Here is an 18,307-nt window from a genome sequence, read left to right as displayed (position 1 = left end):
CAAGACATGCGATGCTGCTGATTTGATTACGATTCCGGTATGAAGAATTGCCTAGGGGGAAGCTTATCTAATGCTTGGACTGACTCTGCGTGAAGAATTCCGGGGTAGGCGCCTCAAGGGTACGGCGATTGAACTCTCCAACGATCAGCACACTGGCGCGACGCAGATCGCGGCCAGGCAATTCTTGGAGATCACCTATCCCACCCACGATCTGCTGAAGGGCATTGAGGCCGTCGGCCCCAATCAGGGGCGCCCCGTGGTCGTGATTGGCGAACGCGGACTCGGTAAGTCGCACTTGATGGCTGCGCTCTACCACGCGGTGACCGACCCGGCGTCGACTCGAGCGTGGCTCAATGCATGGGCGACTACACTGGCAGAACCGAATATCGCTAAGATCGCGCTGCGAGAGGGGATGCACGTCATCGGTGAAAGCCTGCATCGCCATCGCTACAAGTTCCTGTGGGACGTGTTGTTCGACAATCATCCGCACGGCAACTTCATCAAGGGGAAGTGGGAAGGCCAAGGCGCATCCAAGACCGAGATTCCATCCGACAAGCTGATCATTGAATTGCTGGAGAACAAGCCGACGATGCTGCTGCTGGACGAGTTCCAGACGTGGTACGATGGCCTCACCAATACGAAGCAGTATCCGTGGAAGAACTGGGCGTTCAACTTCATCCAGATTCTTTCGGAGATCGCCAAGGAGCGGCCCGACTTGCTCGTGCTGGTGATCTCGGTGCGGAACGGCGGCAGTGATGCCTATCAGCAGGTCCACCGCGTCAATCCAATCGCGATCGACTTCAAGGCAGGCGGTAGCGCCGAGCGCATCCAACAGGATCGCCGCCGGATGCTGTTGCACCGACTGTTCGATAATCGCTTGCAGATAGCCAACGGCACAATTGGATCATTGGTTGAACAGCACGTCGCTGAATCTTTTCGTCTTCTCCATGTGCCGGCTGCAGAGCAGGATCGGAAGCGCCGAGAGTTCATCGAGTCGTGGCCGTACGCGCCGCATCTGTTGCGCCTGCTCGAAGAACAGGTGCTCATCGCTACAGACGCGCAGGAAACGCGCGACCTGATCCGGATCCTCGCCAATCTTTACAAAAGCCGTGGCGAAATCGTTCCGGTGCTCACCGCAGCTGATTTTCGACTGGATGACGAGGCCTCCGGCATCGGCGCGTTGCTCGAAGCCGTGGCCAACCAGCATCACCGGATGCTGCGTGAAAAGGCGCAGCAGAACATCATCTCGGTGCAAGAGGCGCGACATGACCACGCCAGCGTCGCGCCGCATCTGCAAGAGATCGTTAGTGCGCTATGGTTACGGTCGATTGCTGTCGGCAACCTCGCAGGAGCCGAACCTGCCACGTTGCAACTGGACATCACTCGCAGCAAGCGTCTAGACGATAACGCCTTTCAGGTTGAGCTGGCGACCATCGTCGAGAACAGCTTCAATATCCACCAGGAAGGCAACAAACTGCTCTTCCGCGAGGAAGAGAACCCGCGGGCCAAGCTGATGGCCTACGCGCGCAATGACAAGCTGTTTGCTGATGGCTCCGATCAAGCCCAGCTCGCCAAACAGGTGCGTTACGTCATCGGCGGCGCTGATGAGGTCGCCAAGACGTTCCGCGTGATCGCTTTGCCAAAGTCTTGGGCGAGCGATCCCTGGACGTCCCTCGATGAATCTGAACAGCCTGACAAATGGGACGATCGCCTGCCTATCCTCGTACTACCAGAAGACCCGGACCGACTTGAGCCAACGCTGGGTCGTTGGCTTAAAGACAGGTTGCAGAAGCGTCGTAATACCGTGCGCTTCTTGCTGCCGCGAAATGGCTCGGTAAGCGCCTTTCTGGATCGTGACCTGCTCATCCTTGCTCGTGCTGAGATGAAAGCTCAGGAATGGAGCGGACAGAACCCAGAGTACAAGAAGCTCCACAAGGAATTCGAGAACGCTCTGCGAGACAATCTGAAGAAACGGTTTGATCGCTTCGCTGTGCTCTATCGCTGGAATTTTGCGGACTCCGCGCAATGCAAATTCAGCGTCGAGCGTCTGGACAAACAGGGTTCGCAGATTCCTGAGGCAATCGAAGAAGCGCTGACCAGCGATCTGTTCGTGCCAGAGGACTTCGAGGCACTCGTGCTCGAATTCGCAAACAATAACGAATCGGTCGGGAAGCTGCTGCGTGAGCTGCAAGAGCCACGCCCCGCCGGGCAGGACTGCATTCCGTGGCTCGGCGAAACGGCGATGAAGGAGCGCCTGCTGCGCTTGTGCGCCAAGGGCAGCGTCGCAATCAACGTGCGCGGCATGGAATTTCTGCAGACTCATCCGGGCGAGGATGAGGACGCCGCGTGGCGGCGTCTGCGAGCCAAGCTTTCCCTTACGGGTCGCCATCTCGACGACGTATTCGTGATGCTCCCCTCTGCGGCGGCAGCCACGGGCGGTGCCGCTCCCCCTGCAGCATCACCAACTGGTGGACTATTCGACGGCGATGGCGCGCCGCCACCGTCGCCACCTGTGTTCGGAGGTGACACGACCTCTGGCGCTCCAACAAACCCCGCGCCAGGCGGCATCTTCGGCGGCGGCGCCACAACTGCCAAGCCGCGCATCCCCCTGTCCAACCCGGCCACGTCGCCCCTCAACCTGATTGGCAAGATCGAAGGCTGGGGCATTGGACCGGCCACCAAAGTAGCGGAAGTGTCGATCAAGGTGTCCTCCGCCACCGGTTCGCAGCTCAAAGAACTGCTCAAGAAACTACCCGAAGGCATGACCTTCGAGCTGAATCTTGAGAAGGAGGACGATTGATGGCTCTGACGGCCCGCGCGGTGCACGCCCTGACGCAAGGCTCGGACGCCGATGCTTGGCGCGTCCTTATCAAGCACACAGTCGAGATCGCTTCCGAGCCGCTGGCTGTGGGCAGCGCGCCTAGCGAAGTCGTCAAGCGCGACCGGGAGATCGGCGAACTCGACCTGTTCCTCTCCTCTTGCGGATGGGATTTGTGGCAGGCATTCGGCAGTACCGTCGAGCGTACGTCAGATCGCTTGGTGCGCTGGTGGGCCGAGCCCTTCAGCGCAAAGGCGGTGCTCATCCTCGATGGCCTATCCTTGCGCGAACTGCCGTGGTTATTGCAGGGTGCGGAAACGCGCGGCTTCACGATGCACGAGGTCAGCGCGAACGCCTCCGAACTGCCAGGCGAAACTGGTGAATTCGCCCGCGCCCTCGGCTTTGGCGGTCGCAGCAAGCTGCAGAACAACGGCGGTGGCCTTGCACACAAGCTGCAATCCAGTTGGACCGAATCAGTGGATTTGCCTTGGAAGGACTGCGAACCTCTGATCGGCAGCATGCCGAACCAAATCTTCTGGCATCATTGGCCTGATGCCAAGCTGCACGACGGCTCCGGTGCAGGTCAGGGGCTGGAGGCGCTGACGAAGGACGTTGCTGAGCAACTTTGTAGCGATGATTTCTGGTCCTTTGTGGAGCGCCTGGCAACCGGACGGCGGCTCGTCATTACGTCCGATCACGGCTACGCGGCCACTGGATACTTCCCTGATACGGATGGCGAGGTGGGCCAGTTCCTCAAGCAGACCTTTTCTAGCGGACGCAGCAAGCCCGGTATCGGAGACAGCGGTCCATTCGTGCCCCCTGTTGCACTGCCGATCAGCAGCCCGCACGGTGCGTATTTGTTGGCCGTGGGGCGCAGGAAATGGCGTAACCAGGGCGGTTATCCGACGCTCACACATGGTGGTCTATCGTTGCTTGAAGTGCTGTCGCCCTTCATCGAATTGACCAAGTAAGGATTGCTGGCTGATGGCAAAGAATGGACTAGCACAAGAGGTCACCAAGGCTGTCGGCGCAGGCAAGACCGCAGTGCTGGAGACCGTCGATTTCAACGATTCAAGCCGGCCCAAGACGTGTCTGGAAGTCGATTTCCCAATCCTGTCGATCAATCAGGTTGCGATTATAGAAGGTAACGCAGGCAAACCCATCTACCAGATGTCTAAATGGTGGGCGCGCCGCCGTTCCAGCGTGTTCCGTTCAATGCTGATCGCTGCGGCCACCAAAGCGCCGGAAGATTCGTCGCACGCGGCCAAGTTGGTTTGGGATAACTACTATGCCAACCACCAGAAGCGCGGAGCGTTCAAGCACCTGAAGGTGGCTGACATCTTCATGGGTGGCGGCACTACCTTGGTGGAGGGCTCGCGTCTTGGGATGCAGATGGTCGGCAACGACCTCAACCCCGTGGCGTGGTTCGTGGTCAAGCAAGAGCTTGCCAATGTCGATCTCGATCAGGTGAAGAGGCTCCTCGCCGACATTGAGGCCGAGGTCAAGCCGCAGATCATTCCGTACTACTTTTGCGACGGACCAAATAGCGAGAAAGGCACATGGAAGCATTTGCCAAGCAACAAGGTGATGCCTGCCGACTTCGACCCGCTCTCCATCCCGCGTGAAGAGCGCGGTAACTACCAGTATGAAGGGCCGGAAATCATCTATACCTTCTGGGCTAAGCACGGGCCGTGTCAGGTGACAGGCTGCGGCCATCGCACGCCGATTATGACCAGCCCAGTGATGGCGGTGAAAACCCTCACGGTTAAGCATTGGGAATACACTTGCGGCAAGTGCGACGGGGCATTCCACGTCGAGGAAGAAGCAGCGCGCATGGCCCCTGACGCGCCACTCTACGTCGCGCCTAGCGAATACCCTTACGCTGTGCTCGATCGAAGGAAAGGCGTGACCTGCCCCCACTGCAGCCATACGGCCCTCGTGAATCTCGGCAAGGGCAAGAATAAGAAGGTTGAGCTGAGCTTGCTGGTGCATCCCCAATGGCTGGCGGGCTCGTCAAAGCAAGATTTGAACGGCCAGCCGTATGGCGGCTCGGCCCAGGACCACGCGCCCGCGACCGCTCGATGGGACCAAGCACGTGCCTCAAATATTCGCTTGTTAGAAGTGCGTGGCGCTCTGCCGGATGAAGTGACCTGTCCGGAAACAAAGGTTACGTTCAAGTCTGAGGCCGGCACGGTGCCTAAGAAATCGCACTACGCCTGCGCGGCCTGCGGCACGGTGCAGGATGTGCTCACCACCATCAAGGCCACTGGCAAGACTGGGCCGATGGCCGCTTACGCCGTGCAGGGCTATGCGCCAAAGCGCCACGAAGCGGGCAAGCCCTATAACGGGCGTTTCTTTGCAGCCTACGATGCGACGCATGCACGGCAGTACGATGCCGCGTTCGCTGAATGGGAAGCTCGTAAGGACGCAGACCTAAAGGACTATTGGCCACGGTCCGAACTCCCATTTGGCTTCATGACTCACATGAATAATGGAGGAATTCCAAACCATGGCTTCACGCACTGGTGGACGATGTTCAACCCGCGTCAGTTGCTGGTTCATACGCAACTGCTAAAGGCCATCGTGAATGTAGGTGCCTACGACTGGAAGACGCGAGAGTTTGTGCTGGGCGCGTTCCAGCAGTACCTGCGCAACCAGAGTCTGTTTACGCTGTGGAATGTGGGTGGCGACAAGCTGGAGCCTCAATTCGCGAATAATAATTTCCATCCGAAATCCACAGTCGTGGAGAACTGTGTTTTCCCAGCCTTGGGACGCGGGAACTGGACCGCTTGCGTCGAAGGTATCGTGGAAGGACGCGAATGGACACTGAATCCGTGGGAAGCTGTCAGTAATGAGACGCTGAAGCGTCACTCTCCAGTTCTAGCAGCTCAACTCGTAGGCAAGAGCGAAAAGGTATTTCCCGGCGATTCGGTTCGCGAGGCAGTTTCGTATCAGGGTTCGTCCACAGAACTAACCTACGCCACGGCCGCTAGCCTCGACCTAGTCATAACAGATCCCCCCTTCGGTGGCCTGCTGCAATACTCGGAATTGTCCGATTTTTTCTATGTTTGGCTACGCCTCGCGTTGAAGGACAAATACCCTAACTATTTCCGCGCCGAGTACACGCCAAAGTTGCTTGAGGCGGTTGCCAACCGTGCTCGCGAGCCTGAGAACCCGGACGGCTTCTATCAGCGCCTGCTGACGCAGTGCTGGCGCGAGGCCTATCGCATGCTCAAGCCCGGGGGCATTCTCGCCTTCACATTCCATCACAGCGAGGACGAGCCGTGGGTAGCAGTGCTGGAATCGTTGTTTGATGCAGGCTACTACCTTGAAGCGACGTACCCGATCCGCTCAGATGAGACCAAAGGTGAGGGCGCAAAACCTGGAACGTTTGGCTCGCAGACTATCGAGTATGACATTATCCACGTTTGCCGCAAACGCACCGAGGAGCCCAAGCCCGTAAGCTGGGGTCGTATGCGCCGCGAAGTAATGGCCGATGTGCGGCAGTTGCAGAGTCTATTGGAAAACCACGCCAAAGAAGGTCTGCCAGCCGCCGATCTTCAGGTCATTCGGCGCGGTAAAGCACTGGAATATTTCTCGCGTCACTACGGAAAGGTGTACGTGGACGAAGGCCGGCCTATCTCGGTTAAGGATGCCCTGATCGGTATCAATCAGCTAATCGACGAGGATGCTGACAAGGGCAGGGAACCCCCGCCGGTCGATGCCGAGCCGATCTCGCGTCAGTTCTTACGTACCTTCAGCAATAGCAGCGAACTGAAGCGAGATCAGTTGCAGAAATTTCTTAAAGGCTCCATCACCACGCCGGACGATTTCGTGCAGCGCGGTTGGTGCGCAGAGAAGAATAAGGTCTTCACCCGCACAAATCCGCTCGACTTCGCGCGTGAGTGGTCGGGTAAGCATCGCCGCCGCCTGATTTTCGACCTCGATCAGGCGCTCGTCTTAATAGGCGCATGCTTCGAAGGCAGTGGCATCAATGCTTCGGACACACTGAAGAACGAAAATTTCAAACCCCACATTGCCCTCAAGCCGTTACTTGAATGGTTCATCCGCAATGGGCCAGATCAACCAGCCCGTAACGCCGCCTCCCGTGCTCTGTCGATCTACAACGCTTGGCAAGCCAGTCAGGTCAGGCCCACGCAGGGCTCCTTGTTCGAGGAGTACGAGCTATGAGGCAGCTCCTGGACACCGTTTGGCAGCGACGCGGAACGAGTTGGGTCTGGGACGAGGAAGCACGCAACCAAGTATGCGCGGCGAGTGAGGTCTGGAGCTTGCGCCAGTTTCTACGCGCGGCTGGTTCACCGGGTGTGCCGCGTAGCTGGCCAGATGAGCTGCCGAGCAATGGATGCAAGACACTCGTGGTGGCCGGCTTGGACGGCAGCCTCGACCTCCTGACGCCGACAGATGCCGAGTTGTGGCTGGGCGATGCGATCAAACCAGCCGTCCTATCGTTTCAGGATGAGTACGAAGGCGACGCCGCGCTGGTGTTCTGGCTGCCGACCGGCCACAATCGTATCAAGGTGCAAGCATCCACCGACGCGGTGAGCTGGCTTTGCCACACGCCACATGGCTATCCGCTTGACTTCGGCCGTATCCTATGGGGCGAGGCGAACGAGTACCCGCAGGAAATCCTACTGCGCGCCGGGAGTAGGCCCGCCGGTATGTTCCATCTGCGGATTACTTAAAGGTTGGCCGTGACGGCAGACATTCAGTTTCAACCCGGCGAGCGTATCACCCATCACGAATACGGCCAGGGTGTCGTCCTCGACTCGGCGCGTGATGGTTACCTGCGTGCTTTCTTTGGCATCGGCGAGCGTCGGGTGCCAGTCGCATCCGTGCGGCGTGAACTCACGCGCACCGAGCGCATCCTTCGTGCTGTTGAGGGTGGCGCGGATCGGGGACGTAAGGCTTGGTTGTCTTACGAGGCGCACGCGCTGCCGTTGATGGAAAGCGCTTCGGCGCTAACCTCGGCCAAAATTGACTTGTTGCCGCATCAGGTGGTGTTGACGCACCGTGTAGCGACCGCGTCGCCCCGACGGTACCTGATTGCTGACGAGGTCGGCTTAGGAAAGACTATCGAAACCGCGCTTATCCTGCGTGAACTAGCCAGCCGGGGCGAACTGAACCGAGCCTTGATGGTGGTACCCGCTGGCCTCGTGAACAACTGGCACCGCGAATTAAACGAGGTCTTCAATCTCGATTTCGAAGTGTTCGGGTCTGAGGGCGATATCACAGATCGGAAGACGAATGCTTTCGCCAAGCACGATCGATTAATCGCGAGTATAGACACTCTGAAGCGGCCGGCGCGCATCAAACGCCTGCTGGATGCGCCGCGTTGGGATCTAGTCGTGTTCGACGAAGCGCATCACCTGACCGCCTACCGCACCGGCGGTAAGGTACGCAAGACCGAGAACTACAAGTTGGCGGAAGCGTTGAAGGATCACTCACGTGACCTGGTCCTACTTTCCGCCACGCCGCACCAGGGCAATCACTTCCAGTTCTGGATGCTGGTGCAGTTGCTAAACCCAACGCTGTTTCATGGCCCTGATGAGATGGTGGAGAATCGCCACCGGCTCAACACGGTGATGTTCCGCCGGACGAAGGCGGACGCCTGCCAGCCTGATGGTTCGCCACTATTTGCACGTCGCTGGGTTCACACTGAGTCTTTCCTTATGGCGCAAGGGGAGCGCCTATTCTATGAGAAGCTGCGAGAGTACTTGGAGGATGGCTTCGACCTTGCGCGCCGCCAGGGCAGCCAAGGACGCGCATTGGGCTTCTTGATGGCGATCTTCCAAAAGATCGCAGCGTCGAGCTTCGCCGCCGTGCGCCGCACGCTGAAACGCCGCTTGCTTATGATGACGCTGCACGAGGCGCTATTGCGCGACAAGGAACTGAACATCGAAGACCGCGAGCGATTGACAGAGGAGGCGCGTGAGCTGATCCACGAGGAATTCGGTCTGCTACGTGACAATGTCGGTCGCATCGAGGTGGATCGTGTGCTAGCCGATCTGAAATACCGGCTCGTGAAGAAGCTGGACGAAGAGACGCTGGCGATGGCCTCCGATCCTTACGGCAGCGAATATTCGACCACGCACGCGGAAGAAGCCGCCTCGGCAGCGGTGAATCTCCATCTGCCTGAAGAGCGATTGCGCATCGGTGAACTACTGAGCGTGTTCCCGCAACAGCGGGAAACCAAGATGCAGAAGCTACTCGACGGATTGGGTACGCTGTGGAGACAGAATCCGAGAGAGAAGATTGTGATCTTCGCCACGTACCTCGGCACGGTCGACATGATCGCCAGCGAGATAGAACAAACCTACCCCGGCCAGGGCGTGGTGGTGTTGCGCGGTGGCGATCACGGAGCCAAGGTGGCGGCCGAGCGCCGCTTCCGACAGAAGGATGGTCCGCGTGTGCTGGTTTGCACGGCGGCAGGACGCGAAGGCATCAACCTACAGTTTGCGCGGATTCTATTCAATTTCGATTTGCCATGGAATCCGATGGATATGGAGCAGCGCATAGGGCGCATCCATCGCTACGGTCAACGTGACACGGCACAGGTTTATAATCTTGTTCTCTCGGATACTATCGAGGGACGTATCTTCCTGCTCCTGGACGAGAAGCTGGCCGAGATCGCACGAGCGGTCGGCAAGGTGGACGAACAAGGCAACGTGGCGGAGGACTTGCGAGCGCAGATTCTTGGGCAGTTGTCCGAACGTCTGAACTATGACCGCCTATATCAGGAGGCGCTTTCCGACCCGGAGTTGAAGCGCACGGAGCTGGAATTGGAGGCGGCGCTGTCGAATTCGCGCGAAGCGCGGCAAGTGGTGTTCGACTTGTTCCAAGACCTCGATGGCTTCAGCCTTGATGACTACAAGCCCTTCTCGGATGTGTCTTCCAGTCTGGACAGGCTGGTGCGTTTCCTCTCGGCTGCGATCGCAGACCGCCAGCAGAAGCTGATCAAGGTCGATAACGCAACCTACGACCTGGTCGCCGCGGAAGGCGCTCGCCGTGCCCGCTTCACTTTGAGCCGCGAAGCTGCGACGGGTCAGGACGAACTGCAATTGTTGGGCTTAGACCATCCATTGGTGCAGGAGGAGCTGGAGCGCTGGCGCAATCTGCCACCAGAGAATCTTGGCATCGCCGTGTCCGGTGAGATGGACGGACAGGTGCTGCTGTCGCTCTGGATGGTTGAGACGTCCGCTGGCAATGGCGAACGCCGTGTGACGGTACAGCCAATCGCGGTCAAGCAGGATGGAGCGCGTGTCCCGGCGGTCGAACGCCAGTGCGAGAAGTACTTTCAAGCCCAATCGGCTGTCCCGACCCTACGGCCGGAGCAGCGGCTCGACCTGTTTACACGCGCAGTCGAGCCGACCTTGCAGCGAGAGTTGAAGCACAAGGGTTCCGCAAGCGGAAACGGCAGCTACTCGGCTGAGCTGATCGGGTACATCGAGATAACGCAGTAAGCTCTATGTCTCACCTCGAACGTTTCGTTGCCCTTGGGTCCAAAAGCAAGCGAAGGGCTCGGGCTGCTCGTCAAACTCGGGCTTCTGTCGGAAAGCCGCCTGCTCTCGGGCTTGCCTCATCCCAGCGGAGCTAATGCGGAGCGGATCGCTTACTTCCTTGGTCGAAAGGAACGGGCGTCGCTGTCACCGAAGACGTCACCGGACATGATCGACGTGCATCGTGCGGGGCTCATCGATTTGGTTGCTAAGCTGCCAAAATGAGTCCATCGGCGCGGGTTGCGGTCGAGCTCTAGGTCGCGCCTCGCTCTTCCGAGGTGCGGTATTAAGGCGGGGCGCTGTGCGGCTGCTCTGATGATCCGCAGGTCCATCGCTGATGCGGCCGGGCGGACAAATATTTGACAGCGTTCCCGGTTTGTGCTATTGGACCGCCACATCGCTATTCATTTTCGCAGAGGAAAACCTCGCCACAAGCGGGGGCTTTTTCGTCATCCCGTTTGCGCCTCGGCAATCCTGCCGGGGCGTTTCGTTTTGGAGGAACTATGAACCACCGTCTCTTCTATGACCCCGACACCGCGCGGCCTTATGTCGGCTTCAGGCTGTCAGCGCACCAACTGGCCGCGCTGGATGAAGCGCGCCTGAACCTGCGTCAGGGCAGGTCGGAGTTCGTGCGCCAGGCCATCGAGGAGCGTCTGCAATGGCTGCGGACCGCCGCAAGTGACCACTAACTAAGAAGCCCACGGCGTTGGCGCGCCATGGGCTTCAGAAACCATTTCACCGTCTGTCCAACCCATCACGATTGAACACGAGTGACTATGCCGAAAAATAACCAGAAAAGCAACCGCAAGCCTGACCATCAGACGCCAGTCATCTCGACGCCAGACGGTAGTAAGATTAAGATCACACAAGGTCGCACGCTGAAGCAAATGCGATCCTTTTGCCGTGATCCTGAAATCACCGATGCTCAGTTCAGAGCGCTCTTTTCGGTTGTTGACCGACTGAACGAGGGGAAGCCTGGCACCGATGAGAGCCTGTGGGGGTGCGCGTATCCGAGGTATGAAACGATCGCGAACGACTGCGCCAAGGACGTGAGTGCTGTTAAGCGCATCATCAAGGAGTTGAAGTCTGGTCAGCGCCAGACACGTTCCGGCGGACAGACGAAGTTTGTCAGTTGCAAGGCAGTCCTGGATGTCGAGCATACAAAGACCGATGACGGCAAGGACGGTTCCAACCGATACCGGTTGAATGACTGGGGAGCGTTCCTAGTCGACCCTGAGGGTTCGGTGACCTATCAAGATGATAACAAGGGTTCGGTCACCTATCGAGGGGGGTCTGGTCACCTATCATCAGGGGTTCGGTCACCTATCGGTAAGGGTTCGGTCACCGGCCCCGACTCTCCTCATACACCCCTCCCAGAGACGCACCCCATCCACGCAGGTCGGGCGGAGCCCGTCGCTACGCGGTGTGTTGGGCTGGCGGCTGTCTCTTATAAGGACGTTCCAAAGTCAGAAGGCGATCTCGGCGGCAAGGTACCGGCCCATCAACCGGCTACGGTCCGAAAGACGGAGCAATGGCCGGCCGACTACAAGGAGCAGTTTTGGAACGTGGTTCCCCTCAAGGTTGGAAAGGACGCAGCGCTCTCTGAGCTTGAGCGCATCGAACAATCCGACGCAGTCGAATTCAAAGACGTAGTCAATGGAATGCGGCGGTATGCCCAAAGTCCAGATGTCCGCAGGGACGTGAGGGATCTGGACCGCCGCCGCTTCGTCAGCTATCCGGCCAACTGGCTCGCAAAACGGCGCTGGACGGATGAGCACGACTTACCGGAAGAGACGGTGGAGGAGCGTCATCGCCGCGTCTTGGCGCGCCGGACTGTCGCTATCTGAACGGGCAGCCGGTCTCCACGGGATTTTCGTATTCGGAAGCCGGTCAGCCCGGCCCCTGCGGGCCTCACCGGTGCGTTCTCTGCGACCTCACGGCCAACCGCCGGCCAACTCGTTCAAAGCGCTCCAGAGTCAGCATTCAGGCTCTGGAGCACGGACAGAGGAAAGTCGAAGTGTTCTAGCGCCGGTATCGACCGAACGAAGTCAACTCAGGTTGAGTCCCCACAGGAGCGAACTAAACCTCAGTCGTGGTTCTGCCGTTCGCTCGATTCCGATCGCATAAAAAGGGACATTTGATTTTCGCATCTCGATGCCGGCCGTTTGCACGCCCTTGACGCATTGCCGTATATTTGGTAGGATTACAGATAGACTGCTACAAGTTCACGATGAATAATGGCCGCCTCTTGAAGGTGGCCATTTCCATTTTTGCAACCGTCACTTCAGCCCGCCGGGTCAGCCGAGCGGGCTTTTCGATTCATGGAGTCCCCTCATGGCCACTATCAAGTTCGATCCATCTGACCTCGTCGCCAGCCCGATGGAGAACGTCAGTCTTGTAATTCCGAAGCTACTGCTGGAACAAATCGACCGAGCAGCCGCGCAAGACGACCCATCGAGCCCGAACCGCAGTTCGTGGATGCGGCGCGCCTTGATCGACCGTTTGAAGCGGGAGGCCAGCCGATGACGGATCTGGAGTCGCTGGTAGTCGAGGCTGCCAAGAAACAGGGCTATGGAGCTACGGCAGACGCGATCCGTCAGGCCGCCGTCGATCTTGCCGGGGCCGTCTTGACGCCCCATGGCCTCATCATGGTGCCCGGCAAAGGCGCGCTCGCGCCGGCCGACTATGCCCGCGCGCTGCGAGAAGCGATGCCGACCGCTTTCAGGCCCGTCGATGCAGGCCGGCCCGACGATCGGCCAGCCGGCAATGTGACGATGACCGAACAGATGCGGGCCGCCGTGGCTGTGTCTCGCAGGCAGGCCTTGCCGGGGGACTTCAACGCGGTCCGCGAGCGCTATCCCGCCGGCACCGTTACCCGGGCTCACATGGATGCAGTTGCGGCAAGCCGCCGCCAAGGAAAATGACATGACGAATTACACATTCCGCCGCTCACGCTCGGTTCATGCTACTGCCGACCTGATCGAAAGCGTCCCGTCCGAAGTTCGGGCAGAGCGTGCCAAAGCCATCCAGGACTTTGAACGGCGTCGCGCCCTTGAGGCAGCCCGACAGGAAGTTGAAGCCGCTCGCGTGGCGCTGAACCGGGTCCGGGACGCCGCCGCAGAGGAAGCCGCGCTGGATGCCGCACTGACGAAGCTGGCAGAGATCGAAAGAGAGGGGAAGGCGTTACAGTAGTAGCGCCCCACTAGGCGATTAGCCGTTTAGTACTTCGACCAGTGGAGGCGCGACGGTGATTGAGAAACGCTGGATCGCTCACCCCGTCGCTTCGGCTCTCACCGTTGCGCCTCCTGCCCTGCTTCCCCCAACGCACGATAGACCGACGCACGACCGATCTTGAGCTGTTTCGCAATCGCTGCAGGACCCACCCCGGCCGCCTTCAACTCTCGGACTTTCGCGACGTCGATAGAGGGCTTACGGCCCTTATAGACGTTGTTCGCTTTGGCCTTGGCGATACCTTCCAGCTGCCGTTCCTTCCGGAGGTTCGTTTCGAACTCTGCGAACACCCCAAGCATGTCGAGGAAGGCCTTGCCGGCTGCGGTGCTGGTGTCGATCGGCTGCTCGGTGGCCTTCAGGGCAGCGCCCTTCGCCTTGATCTCGCGAACGATGTCTTGCAGGTCGCCAATCGACCGCGCGAGCCGATCAACGCGGGTGACGACCAGCACGTCCCCCGTGCGCATGAAGTCCAGGACGGTCCGAAGCTCCTCGCGGCCCGCCGTGGTCGTACCGGACCGTTTCTCAGTCCTGATGATGTCGCAGCCGGCAGCCCGCAGGGCGGCTTCCTGGATCGACAAGTCTTGATCGGTGGTGCTGACGCGAGCGTATCCGATAACGGGCATTCCAAGGGGTTCCTGTCTCGTTTGACTCTAGACCTTGAGACAATGACGTCTCATATCTCAATTGTCAATCCTATTGAGACACAATTTCCGTCTCAGCGCGTCGTCTCGCTACCGTATACCCTAAAGAGACGGTGCTGGACGGGATTGCCAACCCGAACGGCTGCCCTCGCACTTGCACTGGCGTCGGCGCCACTGGCCGCAGAGCGAACCGGTAGCGGGCCTGCTTGCATGACCGTCCACCTGTCCTATGGGCTTCATAGCGTGTTGGCGAACGCTTCTGCCTCAGCATAGCGTCGTATTCCCACTGGCTGCATCCGAGCCTCACCGTGTTGGTGTGGTCCAACACCATGTAGCCGGGCGCATGCGCTTGGCGGAGCCAAGATCGCGCTGGCGTCTTGGCCAGATGGTGATCGGCCTTCGCGAAGCGGCGGCATCGACCAGCCACACCGCTGCAAGTCTGCCGAAAACGGTTTCCCAGCACCGAAACCGACGGGGCAGAGTCGAAACTTTTTTGGCGATATGCCGGCTGGGGTTGGGAAGCGCCTTTTCTGATCGATTCCGTAAAAGACGAATTACGACCCCACCGCCTCTCAAAAGTACCCCTCACATCTCGGTAGGTTCATGCGTCCGCGTGACGCCAACAACAAGAAAGATAACACGTGTCAGAAGACCTCGATATCCACGCCCGTCTAACCGCCGTCAACGAAATGTCGCCGGTCCTTAAGCGGGTGATCGCGGACTTTAAGCAGTTCGAAAACATCGCCAAGCGGATCAACAATCAGCTATCCGGCGTGGGACGCGCCGGATTGTCGTCCATGGACGGCTTTAACCGGGCAGCGCAGGCAGCGGCGCAACAAATGCGAGGTCTCGCGAACACCGGCAAGTCCGCCGCCCGCTCCATATCTCACGATTGGCGCAGGGCGGCTGATCAGCGTGTTGCCGATACGCGCCGCATGTTTCAGTCTCTTGAGCGGATGGAAGCCGGCTATCTGCGTCAAGTCGAGCGTCGCGCTGCTGCGGAGCGCAGAGCCGAACGATCAGCCGGACGTGGTGGCGGTGGCCGATTTGGATATGGTGGTGTTGGCCGCATTACCGGACCGACTGCCCGCCAACTCGCGATCGGTGGCGTAGCCACGGCTGGCGGCATCGGAGCGGCCCTCAAGCGCCGCATGCAATCCGATCTGAGTGAGGTGAAGGCCTCCATTTTCGGTGACCTTAGCCGCGATGAGATCAAGAGCGAGCGAAGGGGCTGGATCGACAAGTCTTCAATCAAGTTCGGCGAGTCCGCCAGCAAGATCATCGACAGCTTCACCGAGTCGCTGAAGGCGGGATTCGGCAGGGGCGCTGCTCGCCAGATCACGCAGGGCGCACTTGAGGCGACGTCTGCGCTTGAGTTGGACGTCAACCAACTGATCAAGCTCAGCGGCAAGGTGGCCACCATCTTCGGCGGAGACGTCAGGAACGTGGACCCGAAGCGCGTGCTTGCCATGATGAACGCGATCGGCGTAGCAGCCGCGGAGACGGCCGCTGATCCTGATGAGGTAATTCAGGGCTTTAAGAAGGGCAACGCTGCGCTTTCGATGAGCAAGCTCAACGAACGTGATCTTGCAACCCTCTTGTCGGTGGCCGTTTCCAGCGGCGTACAACCGGGCAAAGCTGGCAACGCGATCAGCAACCTGGTTTCAACGTTGGTCGGCGGCAGCAGCGCGAGAGGTCAGAAGGCGAAGGATCTAGATCAGGCAGCGAGACTTCTAGGGCTTGGCGGCAAGTCTGCAATGTCGAGGCGTGCCGCCGACGACCCCATGAATCTTCTGATCGACATGTTTAAGCGCATGAAGTCGCTTTCCGACCAGAAGAGAACCCATGTTGCTCGGCTGCTCGGAGGAGAATCCTGGGACGATGAGATTCTGCAGATCGGGAACGCCGTCGATCAGATTATCTCAACCAGGAAAGCCGTTGAAGAAAAGACGGACAAGATCGCGGAAGCGTCGAAGCTCAAAACCAACTCGCTCCAAGGTCGGTGGAACAGTATCGTTCAGAGCTTCGCGCTCGCATTCGAACATATGGGCGGTGGCTTCACCGATGCGTTCGAAGAAATCAGCGACTGGTTCCGCGACTTCAGTAACGCATTCGACTATAGCCGCCTGACCGAGAACGTCCGGAATTTCGTCGACGGCATCCGGACAGGATTCGGATACGGCTCATGGAAACAACTGCTCGATAATGCGTTCGGTGGCGCCTCGGTAGGCGATGCCAAAAGGTACGGCGAGATAGGCCAAGGCATTGCCGAAGGGATCAAGGCCGTCTGGTCCACCATGAAGGACGTCTTCACCGGCATCGCAAAGTTTGCCGGCGTCAACGTAGGTGACACGAAGGCTATGGCGAAGCTCGCGACCGAACTACTCGGCTTCACGTTGGTGCTTCGCTTCCTCGCGCCGCTCGTTACGGTGCTCGGAGCCGTTAGCGCGTTCCTATGGCGCATCGGCAAGTGGGTCGAGTGGATCGCCGGCTTGGTTCCTGGTAAGGAGTCCATCAAGAAAGCAGCCCCAAAGGTGTCCGGCCGTGTAGCTGCCCCATTGACCGGCTGGCTCGGCATGCTGCTCTACGGCGATGGCAGGCCGGACAACAGCCCCGAAGATTTCAAGGCGCTGCAAGAGGAGTTCAAAAAGGAACGAGAGAAGCGCCTCAAGAAAGAGCAGGGTCAAGGCAAGGATGGCGCACCTACGGACTTCTCCGGCCGACGCAGAGCGTCTTCCGCCGTCGATGAGTTGAAGGATCAGCTTGCAAAATATGGTGCCATCGTCGAGCGTTCTTCATTCGTCGCCGGTGGTGCCGGTGTATCGCCCGTTCCAATCCAACCGGCACTTGGTAGCGCCAACCCGACCGCTCTGTTTAAAAGCGCGCCCGGCAGCATCCTTCCGAACTTTGGCGTTGGGTCCGGTGGCATCATCCGCCGCGATCGGATGCCTTCGTTTTCCGGAACGGGTGGCAGCATGGCGAGCGGCCTAAACAGGTCGGCATTTGCCCGGGTGTTCGCTGGCACAGCGATGGCAGACAAGTACGATCAAGTCGTATCCGCAGCGAAGGCGAACGGCATCAGTCCTGCGCTTTTGGCGGGCATCATGGCCCACGAGACTGGTCAGGGTAAGAATCTGAACTGGAACAACCCGGGTGGTCTCATGACGTCGGCCGGCAAGATGCGGTTCGGTAGCCTCGATGCCGGTATTGAGAAGACGGCTTCGATTGTCGCCAAAAACTGGTCCAGGGCTGGTGGCGATCTCGGTCGTATGGGCAACATCTATGCGCCGATTGGAGCCGCGAACGATCCGAATGGACTGAATAAGCATTGGGTCGGCGGTGTCGGCAAGTTCATGAGCCAGATGGCTGACGGTCAGTCCGGAAGCTCCAACATCGCGTCCGGCGCTCAGGCCGGCTTGGCTGAGAAGCTCGGGATTAAGGGGGCAGCCAACTTCATGCACGGTCAGTATGGCGGTATCGGCGAAAACCAAGTCTCAATCGTCACTGCCACCGGCAAGAGGTTCACAGTCAACGCCGCTGCGGCGGAGTCCTTCAAAGGTTTCGTCGATGAACTCGAATCCTCGGGCTACAAGATCAAGTCGCTTGGAGGATACAGCCCGCGCAAGAAGAAGGGCGCATCCGGTTGGTCTCAGCATGCCTACGGCAACGCGATCGATATCAACCCGGCGGCTAACCCGCAGTACGGCGGCACTGATATGCCGGCGAACGTTCGCGACATGGCTGCTAAGCACGGCCTGTCGTGGGGAGGCGATTGGTCGCGACGCTACCGCGATCCCATGCACTTCGAATGGACCGGAAAGAAGCCTTGGTTGGACAAGGTTCCTACTCCGGCAGATACGGTGAAGAACGTACCTCCAGCAACGACGTCTGGAGCTGGCGGAGGGGATGCCCGTTCGGTCCCCGGAAATGTCGCGATCCACATCAACGGTGGTTCGCACGATCCGGAAGCACTGGCGGCCCTGGTACAGCGACGCATCGATGAGTCAATGAATTGGCGTGCCCACGACAGTGAGACCGAATATACCTGAAGGTCGTAGTTCTCGCACTCGCAACAGGCGATTGCGTTACGTGATCCACGA

General features: G+C 59.1%; 12 protein-coding genes. 11 read left to right on the top strand and 1 reads right to left on the bottom strand.

All coding sequences use genetic code 11. The annotated features are described in order from the left end of the window. Positions 1-70 precede the first annotated feature (70 nt). The 10 genes from QXZ94_RS23385 (at position 71) to QXZ94_RS23340 (ending at position 13,527) form a co-directional block, all read left to right on the top strand. Positions 71-2,800 carry a nucleoporin gene (locus QXZ94_RS23385; RefSeq protein ID WP_315722376.1) on the top strand — a complete coding sequence of 910 codons (2,730 nt, stop codon included), beginning with the start codon at positions 71-73 and terminating at the stop codon, positions 2,798-2,800. Then, complete coding sequence (locus QXZ94_RS23380) at positions 2,800-3,789, top strand: hypothetical protein (RefSeq protein WP_315722375.1); 990 nt, start codon at positions 2,800-2,802, stop codon at positions 3,787-3,789. Before QXZ94_RS23385 ends, QXZ94_RS23380 begins: the two co-directional genes overlap by 1 nt. Positions 3,790-3,802: 13 nt before the next feature. Continuing rightward, positions 3,803-7,009, top strand: a complete 3,207-nt coding sequence (locus QXZ94_RS23375; protein WP_315722374.1) for a DUF1156 domain-containing protein — start codon at positions 3,803-3,805, stop codon at positions 7,007-7,009. Next, positions 7,006-7,521 (top strand): hypothetical protein, encoded by a 516-nt coding sequence (locus QXZ94_RS23370; RefSeq protein WP_315722373.1) that lies wholly within the window; start codon positions 7,006-7,008, stop codon positions 7,519-7,521. Before QXZ94_RS23375 ends, QXZ94_RS23370 begins: the two co-directional genes overlap by 4 nt. Positions 7,522-7,530: 9 nt before the next feature. Then, positions 7,531-10,299, top strand: coding sequence for a DEAD/DEAH box helicase (locus QXZ94_RS23365; protein WP_315722372.1), 2,769 nt, complete (start codon positions 7,531-7,533; stop codon positions 10,297-10,299). A gap of 539 nt (positions 10,300-10,838) precedes the next feature. Next, the gene (locus QXZ94_RS23360) at positions 10,839-11,024 is read left to right on the top strand and encodes a ribbon-helix-helix protein, CopG family (RefSeq protein ID WP_315722371.1); all 186 of its coding nucleotides are present in this window, start codon (positions 10,839-10,841) and stop codon (positions 11,022-11,024) included. A gap of 87 nt (positions 11,025-11,111) precedes the next feature. After that, positions 11,112-12,182: a hypothetical protein gene (locus tag QXZ94_RS23355; protein ID WP_315722370.1), complete on the top strand. Its 1,071-nt coding sequence runs from the start codon at positions 11,112-11,114 to the stop codon at positions 12,180-12,182. A gap of 487 nt (positions 12,183-12,669) precedes the next feature. Then, complete coding sequence (locus QXZ94_RS23350; protein WP_315722369.1) at positions 12,670-12,861, top strand: hypothetical protein; 192 nt, start codon at positions 12,670-12,672, stop codon at positions 12,859-12,861. Then, positions 12,858-13,259 carry a hypothetical protein gene (locus tag QXZ94_RS23345; protein ID WP_315722368.1) on the top strand — a complete coding sequence of 134 codons (402 nt, stop codon included), beginning with the start codon at positions 12,858-12,860 and terminating at the stop codon, positions 13,257-13,259. The genes QXZ94_RS23350 and QXZ94_RS23345 overlap by 4 nt, the downstream gene beginning before the upstream one ends. 1 nt (position 13,260) lies before the next feature. Next, complete coding sequence (locus tag QXZ94_RS23340) at positions 13,261-13,527, top strand: hypothetical protein (protein ID WP_315722367.1); 267 nt, start codon at positions 13,261-13,263, stop codon at positions 13,525-13,527. A gap of 98 nt (positions 13,528-13,625) precedes the next feature. Here QXZ94_RS23340 and QXZ94_RS23335 read toward each other — a convergent pair whose 3' ends face one another. Continuing rightward, on the bottom strand, positions 13,626-14,189 hold the full coding sequence (locus tag QXZ94_RS23335; RefSeq protein ID WP_315722366.1) for a recombinase family protein: 564 nt from the start codon (positions 14,187-14,189) through the stop codon (positions 13,626-13,628). 659 nt (positions 14,190-14,848) lie between these two features. On the opposite strand from QXZ94_RS23335, the gene QXZ94_RS23330 reads away from it, so the two are divergent. Beyond that, complete coding sequence (locus QXZ94_RS23330; protein ID WP_315722365.1) at positions 14,849-18,256, top strand: M15 family metallopeptidase; 3,408 nt, start codon at positions 14,849-14,851, stop codon at positions 18,254-18,256. Positions 18,257-18,307: the final 51 nt, after the last annotated feature.

It is taken from the genome of Bradyrhizobium sp. SZCCHNS2022 (assembly GCF_032377575.1).
GTDB lineage: Bacteria > Pseudomonadota > Alphaproteobacteria > Rhizobiales > Xanthobacteraceae > Bradyrhizobium > Bradyrhizobium aeschynomenes.
Note: the sequence above shows the minus strand (reverse complement) of the source record. Positions and strands in the feature narration are given on the sequence as shown.

What these genes read in the sequence shown, in the direction of transcription:
- QXZ94_RS23385 (WP_315722376.1), top strand. Translation starts at nt 71, where the DNA reads ATGCTTGGACTGACTCTGCGTGAAGAATTCCGGGGTAGGCGCCTCAAG.
- QXZ94_RS23380 (WP_315722375.1), top strand. Translation starts at nt 2,800, where the DNA reads ATGGCTCTGACGGCCCGCGCGGTGCACGCCCTGACGCAAGGCTCGGAC.
- QXZ94_RS23375 (WP_315722374.1), top strand. Translation starts at nt 3,803, where the DNA reads ATGGCAAAGAATGGACTAGCACAAGAGGTCACCAAGGCTGTCGGCGCA.
- QXZ94_RS23370 (WP_315722373.1), top strand. Translation starts at nt 7,006, where the DNA reads ATGAGGCAGCTCCTGGACACCGTTTGGCAGCGACGCGGAACGAGTTGG.
- QXZ94_RS23360 (WP_315722371.1), top strand. Translation starts at nt 10,839, where the DNA reads ATGAACCACCGTCTCTTCTATGACCCCGACACCGCGCGGCCTTATGTC.
- QXZ94_RS23355 (WP_315722370.1), top strand. Translation starts at nt 11,112, where the DNA reads ATGCCGAAAAATAACCAGAAAAGCAACCGCAAGCCTGACCATCAGACG.
- QXZ94_RS23350 (WP_315722369.1), top strand. Translation starts at nt 12,670, where the DNA reads ATGGCCACTATCAAGTTCGATCCATCTGACCTCGTCGCCAGCCCGATG.
- QXZ94_RS23345 (WP_315722368.1), top strand. Translation starts at nt 12,858, where the DNA reads ATGACGGATCTGGAGTCGCTGGTAGTCGAGGCTGCCAAGAAACAGGGC.
- QXZ94_RS23340 (WP_315722367.1), top strand. Translation starts at nt 13,261, where the DNA reads ATGACGAATTACACATTCCGCCGCTCACGCTCGGTTCATGCTACTGCC.
- QXZ94_RS23335 (WP_315722366.1), bottom strand. Translation starts at nt 14,189, where the DNA reads ATGCCCGTTATCGGATACGCTCGCGTCAGCACCACCGATCAAGACTTG.